Annotated in this window: 12 protein-coding genes; 8 read left to right on the top strand and 4 right to left on the bottom strand. The window is 72.2% G+C overall.

What is annotated here, in order from left to right:
- Positions 1-67: 67 nt before the first annotated feature.
- Positions 68-1,321, top strand: coding sequence for an MFS transporter (locus AB0O28_RS34950; protein ID WP_363646857.1), 1,254 nt, complete (start codon positions 68-70; stop codon positions 1,319-1,321).
- A 112-nt stretch (positions 1,322-1,433) separates the two neighbouring features.
- Here the strand turns inward: AB0O28_RS34950 and AB0O28_RS34945 are convergent, their stop codons facing one another.
- Entirely contained in the window at positions 1,434-2,897 is a 1,464-nt protein-coding gene (locus AB0O28_RS34945) for an Ig-like domain-containing protein (RefSeq protein WP_363646856.1), read from the bottom strand.
- Between the two features lie 413 nt (positions 2,898-3,310).
- Between AB0O28_RS34945 and AB0O28_RS34940 the strand changes: the two genes are divergently transcribed.
- The 3 genes from AB0O28_RS34940 to AB0O28_RS34930 all read left to right on the top strand — a co-directional run bounded on the left by AB0O28_RS34940 (position 3,311) and on the right by AB0O28_RS34930 (position 6,229).
- Entirely contained in the window at positions 3,311-4,198 is an 888-nt protein-coding gene (locus tag AB0O28_RS34940; RefSeq protein ID WP_363646855.1) for an NAD(P)-dependent oxidoreductase, read from the top strand.
- On the top strand, positions 4,195-4,959 hold the full coding sequence (locus AB0O28_RS34935; RefSeq protein ID WP_363646854.1) for an SDR family oxidoreductase: 765 nt from the start codon (positions 4,195-4,197) through the stop codon (positions 4,957-4,959). The genes AB0O28_RS34940 and AB0O28_RS34935 overlap by 4 nt, the downstream gene beginning before the upstream one ends.
- Before the next feature lie 241 nt (positions 4,960-5,200).
- A complete protein-coding gene (locus AB0O28_RS34930; RefSeq protein ID WP_363646853.1) occupies positions 5,201-6,229 on the top strand; it encodes a hypothetical protein in 1,029 nt (342 codons plus the stop codon).
- Between the two features lie 14 nt (positions 6,230-6,243).
- Here AB0O28_RS34930 and AB0O28_RS34925 read toward each other — a convergent pair whose 3' ends face one another.
- Complete coding sequence (locus AB0O28_RS34925; protein WP_363646852.1) at positions 6,244-7,128, bottom strand: AraC family transcriptional regulator; 885 nt, start codon at positions 7,126-7,128, stop codon at positions 6,244-6,246.
- Positions 7,129-7,204: 76 nt separating this feature from the next.
- On the opposite strand from AB0O28_RS34925, the gene AB0O28_RS34920 reads away from it, so the two are divergent.
- Positions 7,205-8,497 carry a glycosyltransferase family 4 protein gene (locus AB0O28_RS34920; RefSeq protein ID WP_363646851.1) on the top strand — a complete coding sequence of 431 codons (1,293 nt, stop codon included), beginning with the start codon at positions 7,205-7,207 and terminating at the stop codon, positions 8,495-8,497.
- Between the two features lie 30 nt (positions 8,498-8,527).
- On the opposite strand, the gene AB0O28_RS34915 is transcribed toward AB0O28_RS34920, so the two are convergent.
- On the bottom strand, positions 8,528-9,796 hold the full coding sequence (locus AB0O28_RS34915; RefSeq protein WP_363646850.1) for a cytochrome P450: 1,269 nt from the start codon (positions 9,794-9,796) through the stop codon (positions 8,528-8,530).
- A gap of 1 nt (position 9,797) precedes the next feature.
- The gene (locus AB0O28_RS34910) at positions 9,798-10,613 is read right to left on the bottom strand and encodes a TetR family transcriptional regulator (protein WP_363646849.1); all 816 of its coding nucleotides are present in this window, start codon (positions 10,611-10,613) and stop codon (positions 9,798-9,800) included.
- Positions 10,614-10,824: 211 nt separating this feature from the next.
- On the opposite strand from AB0O28_RS34910, the gene AB0O28_RS34905 reads away from it, so the two are divergent.
- The 3 genes from AB0O28_RS34905 (at position 10,825) to AB0O28_RS34895 (ending at position 14,354) form a co-directional block, all read left to right on the top strand.
- Positions 10,825-11,961 carry a histidine kinase gene (locus AB0O28_RS34905; RefSeq protein ID WP_363646847.1) on the top strand — a complete coding sequence of 379 codons (1,137 nt, stop codon included), beginning with the start codon at positions 10,825-10,827 and terminating at the stop codon, positions 11,959-11,961.
- Between the two features lie 189 nt (positions 11,962-12,150).
- Positions 12,151-13,302 carry a glutathione-independent formaldehyde dehydrogenase gene (locus AB0O28_RS34900; RefSeq protein ID WP_363646846.1) on the top strand — a complete coding sequence of 384 codons (1,152 nt, stop codon included), beginning with the start codon at positions 12,151-12,153 and terminating at the stop codon, positions 13,300-13,302.
- Between the two features lie 146 nt (positions 13,303-13,448).
- A complete protein-coding gene (locus AB0O28_RS34895; RefSeq protein ID WP_363646845.1) occupies positions 13,449-14,354 on the top strand; it encodes a D-isomer specific 2-hydroxyacid dehydrogenase family protein in 906 nt (301 codons plus the stop codon).
- The last annotated feature ends 73 nt before the right edge of the window (positions 14,355-14,427 follow it).

The following is a 14,427-nucleotide window of genomic DNA, read 5'->3' as shown; positions in this document are numbered from 1 at the left end:
CTAAATGCGGGGCCAAGCGGTTGCAACCGTTCGATACATCTCGAACGGTAAGCCGGTTGGAGCCACGATGACAAGTCGCTTGCACGAACGACAGCACGCCCTCGACACCCCGGCGGTGAGACGTCGCAGGCTCGCGGCGCTGCCGCGCTCCGCCGCCTTCTGGCTGGTGGCGGGCACCACCGCCATCCTGCTGTCCGCCTCGAGCGCGCCGAGCCCCCTCTATCCCGTGTACCAGGCCGAGTTCGGCTTCAGCGCCCTCACGCTGACGGCGATCTTCGCCGTCTACGTGCTCGCGCTGCTGGTCAGCCTGCTCACGGTCGGACGGCTCTCCGACTTCCTCGGCCGCCGTCCGGTCCTCGCCGCGGCGCTGGTCACCGAAGCGGCCGCGATGGCCGTCTTCCTCGACGCGCACGGCGTCACCGCCCTCTTCGCCGCCCGCGTCATCCAGGGCCTCGCGACCGGCGCCGCTGTCGGTGTGGTCGGCGCGTACCTGCTCGACCTGCAACCCGCCGACGGCTCGCGGCTGGGATCGCTCGTCAACGGCGCAGCCACTACCGGAGGCTTGAGCATCGGCACAATCGGGAGCGGTGTGTTGATCCAGTACGCACCGCACCCGACCCGGCTGATCTTCGTGGTTCTCACCGCGGCGTTCATCGGCCTCGCCGTCGCGACGGCGGTGCTTCCCGAGACCGTCGCTCGGACCCCCGGCGCCGCCGCCGCGCTACGGCCGAAGGTGCTCGTCCCCGCACCGGCCAGGCGTGCGTTCCTGCGCGCGGCCCCCGTCATGATCTCCACCTGGATGCTCGGCGGACTGATTTTCTCCGTCGGGGCCTCGCTGCTCGCCGCGGTGTTCGACGAGCACGACCACGCGGCGGTCGGCCTCACGCTCGGAGCGCTCGCCGCAGTCTCGGCGCTGGCGTCCGTGCTGCTCAGGAAGCGCGCACCGGAGCGCCTGCAGCGTGAGGGAACGCTGCTGCTCCTCCTCGGGACGCTCCTGCTGATCCTCGCCGTGGCGTCGTCCTCGCTGACCGTCTTCGTCGCGGCGGTGCTCGTCGCCGGCGTCGGGTGGGGGCCGGCCTACCTCGGTGCCTTCCGGACGGTCAGCCAGCTCGCGGCACCGCATGAGCGAGCCGCGCTGATCTCGGCGATCTACGTGGTCAGCTACCTGGCCTTCAGTATCCCGGCGTTGATCGCCGGGGTGGCCATCACCACGCAGGGCCTGCGGGGAACCTCACTGGTCTACGGTGGCGTGGTCGCCCTCGTGGCCGCCGGCACCCTCGTCTATGAGGGGCTGCGCCGGCGCAAGCTGGCCGGTTCGTGACGGCGGCCGTGAAGGGGGCTGTGAAGAAGACTGGGCGGTGTCCGCGTACCCCGCCCCTCCGCCTGCGGCCGGCCCCCACCCCGGCCGCGGGACTGACCGATGACCGTGTGCGTCAGTTCCCGTTCTTGGACGTCGCGTCGCCGGACATGGGCAGACAGGACGGCGTCTTGAAGACGACGCCGTCGAGGAAGTTGCCGACCGCCGGGTTCCCGCCGGCAGCCGACACCGATTCGAAGGCGAAGCGGGTGACGGTCTGCCCCGCGGGCACGACATAGGTGCCGGTGTAGTGACCCCAGGCGGTGTCGCCGTCGGAGATGTCAGGGGAGGCGGCCCCGTCGGGGGTCTGCGCGGTGGTGGCCCCCGGCGCGCCGATGAGGACCTGCATCACGTCGGTTCCCGCCCGGCCCCGGTGATACAGCGACCATGTCATCACGGTCCCCGGAACGGTGGGGACGTCCTGGTAGAGCGTGGAGCGCTCGTTGGCGTTGAGTTCCGCGAACTGCCCGCCGTCGGCGGCCGGGACCCCACTGGCGCTGTTCCAGAACTCCAGCTTGCGGTCGGAGGCGGTGGTGTGCCAGCCGACGCCCGGGTTGGTGGAGGCGTCGGGGATGTTCCAGTCGTAGCGGGCCACGGCAGGTGTCTCGAAGCTGCCGTTCACCAGGTTGACGGGCGCCCGGGTGCAGACCACGGCGACGGTGACGGTGGCGGTGCTGGTGCCGCAGGCGGTGTCGATGGTGTAGGTGAAGGTGTCGGTGCCGGCGCGATCCTTGTCCGGGGTGTAGATCAGCTTGTCGCCCGAGATGGTCACTTTGCCGTAGGCCGGCTGGGTGACACCGCTGATCGTCGGTGACGTCCCGGTGTCGTTTGCCAGCACGGGCACGGTGACGGCCGTGTTCTCCGTGGTGGAGGCGGTGTCGTCGGCGGCGTTGGCAGGCGAGATGGAACTTCCGCTGACGATCCGGATGGGCGGGGCGGCGGTGTTGTCGCCGAGCTGGCCCGGGAAGGCGATGACGCTGCTGATGCCGCTCGGCCGGATGGTCATGCTGCGCCCGACGGTGCCGGGGTTGACGCGGAAGGTGATGACCGTCGGTCCCGGGTCGGTCTTGGTGCCCGGCGACCGGACGCTCAGGGTGTTGCCGCTGAGGGTGCCGTTGCTGACCGGCCCGACGACGGTGGCGCCGGCCAGCAGGGACGACAGGTCCCACATGGTGGTGTAGGTGCGGACCAGGGCCGGCCACTGCGCCGTGTGGTGCCTCAGTCTGAGGGTGAAGGTGCTGCCCGGTGCGATCTGCCCGCCCCACAGGCCGGGTGAAGTGGTGACCGAGATGGACCCGTTGCCCAGCCGCCAGCCGACCATGTTCTTCCAGTAGTACTCCACCGGATAGTTCGCCTGCCCTTGCCGGACGCAGGGCGCGACGGCGGCCTGATCCGCGTTGCGCAGGGTGGCGTCGGCGACCGCCTGCGCCTGGGTCGCCGTGAGCAGGGGGATCATGAGGGCCCCGGCGAGGGTTGCCGTCGGTACGGCCTTGGCCCGGCCGGCGAGGCGGGCCGCCTGGGGGCGTGGCGTGCGGTTCAACTTGCCGTCCTCACTATGAGTAGTCGGCGAATAACTATCCGCGATCACGACGCGACCACAAGTCGACCCGCCTTCACCACTGTGAGCGTTTGCGATAACCGACCGCGATCGGGGCAGGCTCGCATGTGAGGGATTTCGCGAGACGTCTTGAGCGCCGGCGATGGAGACGCACGTGGTCGCGATGCCAGCGGCTCTGCGCTCTAGCGACGACGCCGCGACCGGCCAGGCCATCAACCGGCTCCCGGCCGCCGGGTTCCGTGCCACCTGAACTCCGGCAGACCCCGATGTGCCCGCCCGGGCGACGGGGAGCCCGGCCGGGCACAATCGTTCAAGACCGCCATCACGCCATCGGCTACAACGGTCCCCGGCGTGCCGCCAGGGCGGCACGAGAACGTGTGCGCGGAGGCGAACGAATGGATGTGGGCTTCGTCGGGCTCGGCATCATGGGACAGCCCATGGCGCTCAACCTGGCCCGCGCGGGGACGCCGCTGGTGGTGTGGAACCGCACGGCCGCCAGGAGCGGGCCGCTGCGCGCCGCGGGCGCGCGGGTGGCCGCAAGCGCGGCCGAGGTGTTCCGGCGGGCGCGGGTGGTGATCCTCATGCTGGCCGACGAGGCCGCGATCGACGCGGTGCTGGAGCGCGGCACGCCCGCCTTCGCCGGCACCGTCGCGGACCGGGTCGTCGTCCACATGGGCACGACCTCCCCCGCCTACTCGGCCGCGCTGGAGGCCGACGTGCTCGCGGCCGGGGGCCGCTACGTCGAGGCGCCCGTCTCGGGCTCCCGGGTGCCCGCCGAGCAGGGGCGGCTGGTCGCGATGCTGGCCGGCCGGCCGGACGCCGTGGAGGAGGTCCGCCCGCTGCTTTCGCCGATGTGCGCCAAGACGGTGGTGTGCGGGACCGCGCCCAAGGGGCTGCTGATGAAGCTCGCCGTCAACATCCTCCTGATCACGACGGTCACCGGCCTCGCGGAGTCGCTGCACTTCGGCGAGCGTCAGGGCCTCGATGTCGGGCTGCTCGTCGACGTGCTCAACTCTGGTCAGATGGCGAGCGACGTCTCGCGGGTGAAGGCGACCAAGCTGGCCGGGCGCGACTTCGCCGCCCAGGCCGCCATCGCCGACGTGCTGAAGAACAACCGGCTCATCGCCGAGGCCGCGCGGCGGGCGGGCATCGCCTCGCCGCTGCTGGACGTCTGTCACGCTCTGTTCGGCGAGACCCTCGCACTGGGCCACGCCGACCTGGACATGGCCGCCGTCGTCCACGCGATCGAGGCCAGGACGAACAAGGAAGGGACCTGCGAATGACCTCTCGCCCGGTCGTCGTCGTCACCGGAGGAACGCGCGGGATCGGCCGGAGCACGGTGCGGCGCCTGTGCGCGGACGGGTTCGGCGTCGTCTTCACGCACTCGGACTCCGACGCCGACGCCAAGGCGCTGGAGGGCGAGCTCGGCCGCTCCGGCGCCCTCGTCCGCGGCGTACGGCTCGACGTGACCGGCGAGGACGCGCCGGAGAGGCTGTTCGAGCTGGCCGAGTCCGTCGGCGAGGTGACCGGCCTGGTGAACAACGCGGGCGTGACCGGCAGGATCGGGCCGTTCGCCGACCTGACCGACGCCGACCTGCGGCGGGTCGTCGAGGTGAACCTGATGGCTCCGGTGCGGCTGTGCCGGGAGGCGGCGCGGCGCTGGACCGGGCGCACGGCGACGGCGACGGCGACGGCGACCGGGCCTGTCATCGTCAACGTCTCCTCGGTCGCGTCGCGCACCGGCTCACCGCACGAGTACGTCGCGTACGCCGCGACCAAGGCGGCGGTCGAGACGTTGACGGTGGGCCTGGCCCGGGAGCTCGCCCCGGCGGGCATCCGGGTCAACGCCGTCTCGCCGGGGACGATCGACACGACGATCCACGCCCGCGCCGGGGAGCCCGGACGGGCGCAGCGGGTGGCCGCCCGGATCCCGATGGGGCGCCCCGGCAGGCCGGAGGAGATCGCCGAGGCGGTCGCGTGGCTGCTGTCGGACCGGGCCTCCTACGTCACCGGCGCCGTGCTGAACGTCGACGGCGGACTCTGATCGATCCGCCCCGTTCGATCGCGGCGGCGGCGTCGACGAACGCGTCGCGCGGCGCGGGCCGAGCGGGGATCGACAGCAGCGCGACGCCTGCCGGGTGGCCTGCTTCTTCTGCTCACGCAACCCCGTCTGTCGTGCCGTCACCGTCCCACCGTTCCAGATCCTTTGCGTGAGCGCAAACTTGCGTGCACGCACTTTTTGTACAAGTCTGAGCCTCCCGGATCCGACAGGGAGGGCCAGACCCATGCGAGCCAAGGGCATCAGCTACGACACCGGCTTCGTCCGCGACGGAGAGATCTCCCGTGACCGCTTCGACCCTGACGCGGTGAGGCGCGAACTGACCATCATCCGTGATGATTTGCACTGCTCCGCCGTCCGTGTCATCGGCGGCGACCCCGAGCGGCTGGAGCTGGCCTCGGCCTACGCCGCCGGCCTCGGCCTGGAAGTCTGGTTCTCGCCCTACCCGCTCGAACTGACCCCCGAGGAGACGCTGTCGCTGTTCGCCGACTGCGCCGAGCGGGCCGAGCGGATCCGATTGCGCGGAGCCGAGGTCGTGTTCGTCGCCGGGGCCGAGCTGAGCCTGATGAACAAGGGGTTCCTGCCCGGCGACACCCTGGACGACCGTCTCGGGCCGCTGCTGCACCAGCGGGACCCGGACCGCCTGCGGGAGCTGATCGGTGAGCTGCCCGCACGGGTCAACGACTTCCTCGGCCGCGCCGTGGCGGTCGTGCGCGAACGGTTCGGCGGCAGAATCACCTACGCCGCCATCCCGCTGGAGCGCGTCGACTGGGCGCCCTTCGACATCGTCGGCGTCGATCTCTACCGGTCGGCAGAGATCGCCGATCGGTTCGGCGAAGGCGTCCGCGCCCTCGTCGCGCAGGGAAAACCGGTCGCGATCACCGAGTTCGGCACCGCCGCCTACCGCGGCGCGGGCGACCGGGGCGGCCGCTGCATGGAGATCGTCGAGTACGCCGAGGACGGCGTCCCGATCCGGCTGGACGGCGTCTACGAGCGTGACGAGGCCGGTCAGGCCGCCTACCTCCGTGAGCTGCTGGAGACCTTCGACGCCGCGGGCGTCGACAGCGCCTTCGTCTTCCTCTTCGCGCTCGGCAACTTCCCGCACCGCCCCGGCGGCGATCCCACCGCGGACCTCGACCTGGCGAGCCCCGGCATCGTGAAGGTCCTCGACAGGGGCCACGGCGACACCTACCCGGACATGCTCTGGGAACCCAAGGCGGCCTTCACCGCCCTGGCCGAGTGCTACCGCGGCTGACCACGTCGGGCGGCTCAGGCGAGCGCGGCGGTCCACCGGGCGGGCGTGAGGCCGTAGGCCCGCTTGAACATGCGTGACATGTGCGCCTGGTCGGCGAAGCCGGCGAGCTGGGCCGCCACGGCCAGGGGCGCCCCGCCGCGCAGCAGCCGACGGGCCAGGTCGAGCTGCCGCATCGTGCGGAAGCGGGTCGGGCTGGTGCCGAACGCGGCGCGGAACTGACGCGCGAGCGTCCATCGGTCCAGGCCCGAGACCTGCTCGAACTCCGCGAGCGTGTGCCTCACCGCCGGGTCGCCGGCGATCAGGTCGCGCACGCGGGCCAGCGCCTCCAGAGCCAGCGGAGCCCGCCCGCCCGGCCGCGTGGAGCTTCCCGTGGAGGAGCTCCGTACGGAGGAGTGCCGCACGAGCGTGCGGACCACCCGCAGCGTGAGCGTCAGCCGGTCGACCTCGTCCAGCGGCTCGTCGATGTCCCGCAGCCACGTGGCGAGCGCGGGGTCCGCGTCGCGCCGGCCGATCACGGGGTCGGCGACGAACGGCAGCGGCGCCCCGCCCAGCGCCTCCTGGACGAGGGAGGGGGCGAGGTAGATGATCCGGTAGCCGAACCCCTCGTCGGTGCCCGCCACGCCGTCATGCGGTTCGTCGGGGTGCAGGACGTGCCACTCCCCGGGCAGGCAGTGCCGCGGCTCACCGCGGTAGCGGAACGTCTGCACGCCCCGCAGCGTCATCCCGATCGCGTACGTGTCGTGGCGGTGGGTGGCGAACCCCTCGCCGACGAGCGACGCCTCGAGCCGCTCGACGCCCGCCGCGCCGGAGCCGAACCGCAGCCGGTGGCCGGGCAGGGTCCCGCCGGCCGGCAGATGCCGGCGCAGGCCCGCACCGCCGTCCGGTGATTGGTGCCGCACGCGCCGAGACTACAGGCGATCACGTTTTCGGCGAATGTCCTGGCGACGCGCGGCGTGAGGGACTAGGTTCCCGCCCGTGCCCACCGCTGATCACCCCTCCCCCGGCGTCCGGGTCTACACCGTCTGCTCGGAGGTCCCGCCCGACGTGGTCGGCGGCCTCGGCAGGTACACCGAAAGGATGACGGGCGCGCTACGAGACGCCGGGGTGCCGGTCGTGGTCTTCGGCGCCGCACCCCGCGGCGGCCGGGCGCCCGGGACGGAACGCCTGGGTGACGTCACACTGCACCGGCTGCCCACCCCCGGCCTCGGTGGAGGATCGGTCCTCCCGCCGGGCGTACGTCGGCTGCTGAGGGTCGCCGGACTGTTCGTGTTCAACGTGCGGGCGGCCGCCCGGATCCTGAGAGCCGAGGCGGGACGGACCGGCGCGGTCGTCGCCGTGCACGACTGGATGGGCTGCGCGGCCGGAATCGTGTGCCGGGTGCTGGGACGGCTGCCGGTCGTGTTCCACGTGCACACCCGCGAGCTGAACGCCCCCGCGGGTGATGGGCCGGCGCCGCGTCGTTCGGCGTACGCCGTCCTGCTCGACCTGCTGGAGACGGCTCAGGCGAGGATGGCGCGGCTGATCCTGGTGCCGAGCGTCCGCATGCGCGACGACCTCGCCGCCCGCGGCTGGCCGCGGGACCGGCTGCTCGTCGTGCCGCACGGCTTCGAGGAGCCCGGCCTGCTGCGGCTTTGCGCGCTGCCGGACGACCAGCGCGACCGGATCCGTGCGGAGGTGCGGCGGCGCTACCTGCCCGGCGGCCAGGGCCGGCTCGTCGTGTTCGCCGGGCGGCCGTCGCCGCACAAGGGAGTCCGGACGCTGATCCGGGCGGTGCCACGGGTCGTCTCCGAGCACGGTGACGCGCGGTTCGTGCTCGTCGGCGCCCAGGCGCCGCAGTCCGGCGACGCCGTGGCGGTGGCCCGGCTGATCGAGCGGACGCGGACCTCCGGGCACGTGGTCGCCGAAAACCGCTTCCTCGCCCCGGACGAGGTGTTCGCGCACTTCCTGGCCGCCGACGTCTGCGTCTTCCCCTCGGTGTACGAGCCGTTCGGTCTGGTCGCCGTCGAGGCGATGGCGCTCGCCAGCCCGGTGGTCGTCGGGCCCGGCTACTCGCCCGAGGTCGTCGGCGACGGCGCCGTCCGCTGCGCGCGCGACGATCCCGGCGAGCTGGCTGCGGCCCTGCTGGGTGTCCTCGGCGACGCCGGGGAGGCGGACCGGCTCGCGCTGCGGGGCGCGGCGTACGTGCGGGAGCGCTACAGCTGGGCGCGTACCGCCCGCCGCACGCTCGCGGCGTACGCCGACGCGGCGCGTCTCCGCCCGGGGGCGTGATCACCCCCGGGCGGGGACCCCGCGGGGCGGTCAGCCGATGCGGAGCGGGAGCGTACGCGGTCCCCGCACCTGGCCGGGGGCCCAGGTCACCGCCGAGGGGTCGGCGAGGCCGAACACGGGGATCCGCTCCAGCCAGACCTCCAGGGCGACCCGCAGCTCCATGCGGGCCAGATGCGAACCCACGCAGCGGTGGATGCCGAGCCCGAACGCCACGTGCCGGTTGACCTCACGATCGATGATCACCTCGTCGGCCCGGTCGAACTGCGCGGGGTCGCGGTTGGCCGCGGGGAACGACAGCAGGATCCAGTCGTCGGCCCTCATGTCGACGCCCCGCCAGTGCATGTCCTCCTTGACCAGCCGGGCCATCGTGACGGGCGCGTACGCCCGCAGGAACTCCTCCATGGCGGTCGGCAGCAGCTCGGGCTCGGCCACCAGGCGCTCGCGGTCGGCCGGGGTCTTCGCCAGGTGCCACAACGAGGCGCCGATCGCGCTCCACGTCGTGTCGATTCCGGCGATGAGCAGCAGGGCGATGGTGCCGGCCACGTGCGTCGGCTCCAGCTTGCGGCCGTACAGCTCCGCGTCGACCAGATAGGTCGTGAGGTCGTCGCGGGGGTTGGCGACATGGTCACGGATCTGGGCGTACAGGTAGCCGAACAGCTCCTCCATGAGCGCCAGCCGCTCCTCCGGAGGCAGGTTGACGCTCTCCAGCGCGGTCTCGACGAATTTGCGGAACCGCGTCCCGTCCTCCGGCGGGAAGCCCAGCATGTCGGCGATCACCCGCATCGGGATGTGCTGCGCGTAATCACGCGCGGCGTCGACGACCTCGAGTCCCTCCAGCGTGTCGATAAGCGAGTGGCAGAACGCCCTCGTCGCCTCCTCCCGCCTCGCGACCGCCTTCTTCGTGAACGCCGGAAGCAGCAGCTTGCGCGCGTCGTGGTGGAACGGCGGGTCGGAGGAGATCGGCGGTACGGATCCCACCGGCGCGATGTCCTTGGGCGGCCGGTAGTTGCTCATGATGATCGACCGGGAGGAGAAACGCTCGGTGTCGTACGCGACCGCGGCGACGTCCTCGTATCGCGTCGGCAGCCACCCGCCGCCGTACCTCCCGGTGTGCGCGATCGGGCAGCGCCCCCGCAGGTCGTCCTGGATCGGGTACGGATCGGCGGCCCACTCGGGCTCGTGGTGAGAGAAGTCCGTCGCCCAGTCCGAGACCGGCCCGGTGACGATCTCGTTGCGGGTGCCGGCAGGCGGCTCCTCGCTGTCCCGGAAGTCGCGGATGAAACGGTCGTCGACGGTCATCTCAGGCCTCCTCGACGACGGCGACCGCCCGCTCGGGGCAGTTGGAGGCCGCGACGCGCGCCGCGCGCTCCTCGCCCGGCGGCACCACGCCGTCGCCGGCGACCTGTCCGTAGCCCTCGTCGTCCTCCGTGAACAGCGTGGGGGCGAGGTCGTAGCAGCGGCCATGTCCCTGGCAGCGCTCGGGGTCGATCTGAACTCTCACTGTGGTGTTCCCCTTCGCGGAGTGAGGTCGGGTCGGGGCGAGTGCGGCGACGAGCCGGGTGAGCAGGGCGCTCCACTCCTCGTCGCCGACCGCGTGCAGGTCCCTCGGCACGAGCGCGCTGCCCATCGAGAGCAGGAGGCAGAACTGGGCGAGCGCGCCGGGCGACAACGCGGGGTCGATCTGTCCGGCGTCCTGGGCGGCGCGGACGAGCCCGGAGAGCCAGTCCGCCCGCTCGCCGACGTAGTCCCGCATCGGCCGGGCGACGTCCTCGTCACGCCGTGCCGCGACCAGCGCCTCGACGATCAGGGAACCGCGGGCGTCACGACTGCGCGGAAGCTTGCGGCCGACGGCCAGGAGCAGGTCCGCGACCGGCCTGCTCGGGTCGGCGGCCAGCAGGTCGGCCAGCAGTCGCGGCCCGTGGGCGCGCAGCGCGGCCACGATCAGCTCGGCCTTCGAGCCGAAGTGCGCGTACAGGGCGCCGTTGCTCACCCCGGCCGCGGCGGCGATGTCGGCCACACGAGTGCCGTCGTAGCCACGGCTCGCGAAGACGTCGGCGGCGGCACTCAACAGCCGCTCACGCGTCTCGGCGGCGGTGACGCCCGCGATCCGCCCCATGCCGAAATTAAATGATTGTTCATTTGATTGCGTCAAGCCGTGCCGCGGGCCGCGAAGGAAAAAGTTTCCCATGAATGCCACCTGGGATTCCGGCAGGAGCCGGGCCTCCGTTCCCGGCGGCCGCGGATTCCGAAGCGGAGCCGTCGCCGGCACCGCCGGCGAGAACGATGCCGGCGTGATGGTCGCAAAGTGAATCTCGCAGACTTGCAGTATGTGGCGCAAATGGGTATCAATCAGGCATCGCACCTGGTTCGTCGACGCGGCGCTCGCGGCGGCCGTCATCGCGTTCACCATCCCCACCACGCTCACCGGCTACAGCTTCTCCCTCTGGGGCAGCACGCCGGGCGGGCTCGAGATCGCGATAGGAGTGATCACCGCGGCGACCATGCTGGTGCGGCGCCGCACCCCCTGGCCCGCGATCGTCGCCTCAGCCGCGTGCGCCTGCGCTACCGGGCAGGTCGTGCCGATGATCCTCGCCGTCTTCTCCATGACGGCCGAGCATCGGGTGCGCCGGTGGCAGTACGTCGCCCTGGCCATGACGGTCATCTACTTCGCCGTCGACTACGTGAACCCCCACACCGACCACTCGGTCTACTTGAACATCGTGCGCGCGCTGACCCTCATCTACCTGCCCGCGGTGGTCGGCACCTGGGTGCACGCCTATCGGCGGCTGATCCGGGATCTGCGTGTCGGCGTACGCGAACGCGAGGAGATCGCCGCCTCCGAGGAGCGCCGCAAGATCGCCAGGGAGATGCACGACACCGTCACCCATGCGGTCACCGCCATGGTGCTCAACGCGGGCATGGCCCGTGACACCACCGAGCCGGGCGAGATCCGCGACCTGACGGCGGCCATCGAGGACAAGGGCGTGCAGGCGCTCGGCGAGCTGCGTGAGCTGCTCACCGTGCTCCGGCGTGAGGACGGGGATCTCGCCGAAGGCAGCGAGGCCATCGTTCGGCTGGTCGGCGAGGCCCAGGCCGGCGGACTCCAGATCGATCTCCACCTCGACGTGCCCCCGGGAGGGCTGCCCAGGCAGGTCTCGCACGCCTGTTATCGCCTGGTGCAGGAGGGACTCAACAACGTGCGCAAGCACGCGCCGGACTCCCGCGTGCAGGTCACCTGCGAGGTCACCGGCGACCAGGTGGCCGTCTCCGTGATCGACACGCCGCACCCCGCCCATGCCGGTGGGAAGACGGTCAGGGCGGCGCCCTCCCTCGGCGGCGGGTACGGGCTGGCCGGAATCCGGGAGCGCGTCTGCCTCGCGCAGGGCCGGTTCGTCTCCGGGCCGACCCCGGAGGGCGGCTTCGTGCTCGCCGCCCGGCTCCCCCTCCGGCGGCCGGACGGCTGAAGCGGGCCGTCACACGGGCGGACCGGTTTTCGCCCCAATTACAGGGGTACGCCCTTCAGACCGGTACAGCGCGAGCACGTGGGCCCGGGACGCACCGGCGCCGGGCCGCCGTCGCCGGAGGCGGAGTGCGGCGTGCTGCGTCGCCAATACACGCGTCCGCCGTCACGATCGGGTTTGCTGAGGACAGTCATGAGAGCAGTGGTCTACGAAGGCCCCCGACAGGTCAGCGTCACCACTGTGCCGGACGCCCGGATCGAGCGGCACACCGACGTGCTCGTCCGCGTCACCACGTCCAACATCTGCGGATCCGACCTGCACATGTACGAGGGCAGGACCAGCTTCGCGCCGGGCCGGGTGCTCGGGCACGAGAACCTCGGCGAGGTCGTCGAGATCGGGGACGCCGTCGACCGGGTCAAGGTCGGCGACATGGTGTGCATGCCGTTCAACATCTCCTGCGGCTTCTGCGCCAACTGCGAGCGGGGCCTGACGGCCTTCTGCCTGACCACCAACCCCGAGCCGGGCCTGGCCGGCGCCGCGTACGGCTACGCCGACATGGGCCCGTACAACGGCGGCCAGGCCGAGCTGCTGCGCGTGCCGTACGGCGACTTCAACTGCCTGATCCTGCCGGAGGACGCGCACGAGAGGCAGACCGACTACGTCATGCTGGCCGACGTCTGGCCCACCGGCTGGCACGCGACCATGCTCGCCTGCGTGCAGCCCGGCGACACCGTCGTGGTCTACGGCGCGGGCCCGGTCGGACTGATGGCCGCCTACTCCGCCGTGCTCAGGAACGCGAGCGGCGTCATGGTCATCGACCACCATCCGGACCGTCTCGAGAAGGCGGAACAGATCGGCGCGATCGCGATCGACGACTCCCGGTCCTGCCCGGTGGACGAGGTCCTGGAGCTCACTCAGGGGATGGGCGCCGACCGGGGTTGCGAGTGCGTGGGTTTCCAGGCGCACGACCCGGAGGGTGCGGAGCGTCCCAACATGACACTCAACAACCTGGTCAGATCGGTGAAGTTCACGGGGAACATCGCCGTCGTCGGGCTTTTCGTCCCCCGCGACCCCGGCGGCGGGGACACCCTCTCCAAGGGGGGCAAGGTCGCCATCGACTACGGGACCTTCTGGTCCAAGGGACAGACGATGAGCACCGGCCAGTGCAACGTCAAGAACTACAACCGCCAGCTGTGCGCCCTCATCCACGAGGCCGGGGCCCGGCCGTCCTGGATCGTCTCGCACGAGCTGGATCTCGACGAGGCGCCCGGGGCGTATCAGCACTTCGACGCGCGGGAACAGGGCTGGACCAAGGTGGTCTTGCATCCCACCAAGGCCGGCTGAGCGCCTGGCGGCCGCGTCCGGGCGGCCCCGGCCGCGCTGATCGCGATGAGCCGGGCCGGTGATCGGCGAAAGCGGGCGGACCGTACTGTTGTGATGGAAAGCCGCGGCAGTGGAGGCGCCCGGCGCGACCAGGAAGGACCAGGCGCGTGCTCACCGTCTGCGTGGCCCCTGCGGACCCGCCGCTGATCGTCGAGTCGGTTCGCGCCGCCGGCGGCGAGGTCGTCGGCGATCCCCGCCGGGCGGAGGCGCTGGTCTGGACCGACTCGCGGCCGGAGGGCGTGCGCGATTACCTGACACCGAGCGTGCGCTGGGTCCAGCTGCCCTCCGCGGGTGTGGAACGCTGGACGCGGGAGGGGCTCGTCGACTCCACGCGCGTGTGGTGCTCGGCGGCGGGGGCCTACGCCCCGCAGGTCGCCGAGCACGCCCTCGCCCTGCTGCTGGCCGGGGTGCACCGGCTGCACGCCGCCGCCCGGCGCCGCACGTGGCAGCGCGACCAGCCCGGCACGCTGCGCGCAAGCACGGTGGCCGTCGTCGGCGCGGGCGGGATCGGCAGGGCGGTCATCCCCATGCTGCGCGCCCTCGGCGCGAGCGTCCTCGCGGTCAACCGCTCGGGCGAGCCCGTCGAGGGCGCGGCCGAGACCGTGCCGTTCGAGGGCCTGCCCGCCGTCTGGTCGCGGGCCGACCACGTCATCCTCGCCGCGCCCGCCACCCCGGAGACGTACCGGATGGTCGGGCGGGACGAACTGCGCGCCCTGGGCCCGCACGCGTGGGTGGTCAACGTGGCCCGGGGTGAGCTCGTCGACACCGGCGCCCTGCTCGCCGCGCTGCGCGCCGGCGAGATCGGCGGCGCCGCCCTCGACGTCACCGACCCCGAGCCGCTGCCCGACGGGCACGGCCTGTGGACCGAGCCGAACGTGCTGATCACCTCGCACAGCGCCAACCCGCAGGCCCGCCTCACCGAGAGCCTCGCCGAGCGGGTGCGCGAGAACGTCGCCCGCTACCTGCGGGGCGAACCGCTGCTGGGCCTGATCGATCCGGCGCGGGGCTACTGAGGCGGCAAGAACCTGATCGGAGCGGGAGACGCCCCTCCGCCGGGCACGGGCCGGGCCTCGGGGGCCGGCTGCA

The sequence above is a fragment of the Microbispora sp. NPDC088329 genome (assembly GCF_040685655.1).
In the GTDB taxonomy this organism is placed as follows: domain Bacteria; phylum Actinomycetota; class Actinomycetes; order Streptosporangiales; family Streptosporangiaceae; genus Microbispora.
This window is presented reverse-complemented; position numbering and strand designations above follow the sequence as displayed.

Excerpts from the sequence above, each read along its gene's own strand:
- AB0O28_RS34930 (WP_363646853.1), top strand. The coding sequence starts at position 5,201 with ATGCGAGCCAAGGGCATCAGCTACGACACCGGCTTCGTCCGCGACGGA.
- AB0O28_RS34935 (WP_363646854.1), top strand. The coding sequence starts at position 4,195 with ATGACCTCTCGCCCGGTCGTCGTCGTCACCGGAGGAACGCGCGGGATC.
- AB0O28_RS34950 (WP_363646857.1), top strand. The coding sequence starts at position 68 with ATGACAAGTCGCTTGCACGAACGACAGCACGCCCTCGACACCCCGGCG.
- AB0O28_RS34915 (WP_363646850.1), bottom strand. The coding sequence starts at position 9,796 with ATGACCGTCGACGACCGTTTCATCCGCGACTTCCGGGACAGCGAGGAG.
- AB0O28_RS34905 (WP_363646847.1), top strand. The coding sequence starts at position 10,825 with ATGTGGCGCAAATGGGTATCAATCAGGCATCGCACCTGGTTCGTCGAC.
- AB0O28_RS34910 (WP_363646849.1), bottom strand. The coding sequence starts at position 10,613 with ATGGGGCGGATCGCGGGCGTCACCGCCGCCGAGACGCGTGAGCGGCTG.
- AB0O28_RS34940 (WP_363646855.1), top strand. The coding sequence starts at position 3,311 with ATGGATGTGGGCTTCGTCGGGCTCGGCATCATGGGACAGCCCATGGCG.
- AB0O28_RS34900 (WP_363646846.1), top strand. The coding sequence starts at position 12,151 with ATGAGAGCAGTGGTCTACGAAGGCCCCCGACAGGTCAGCGTCACCACT.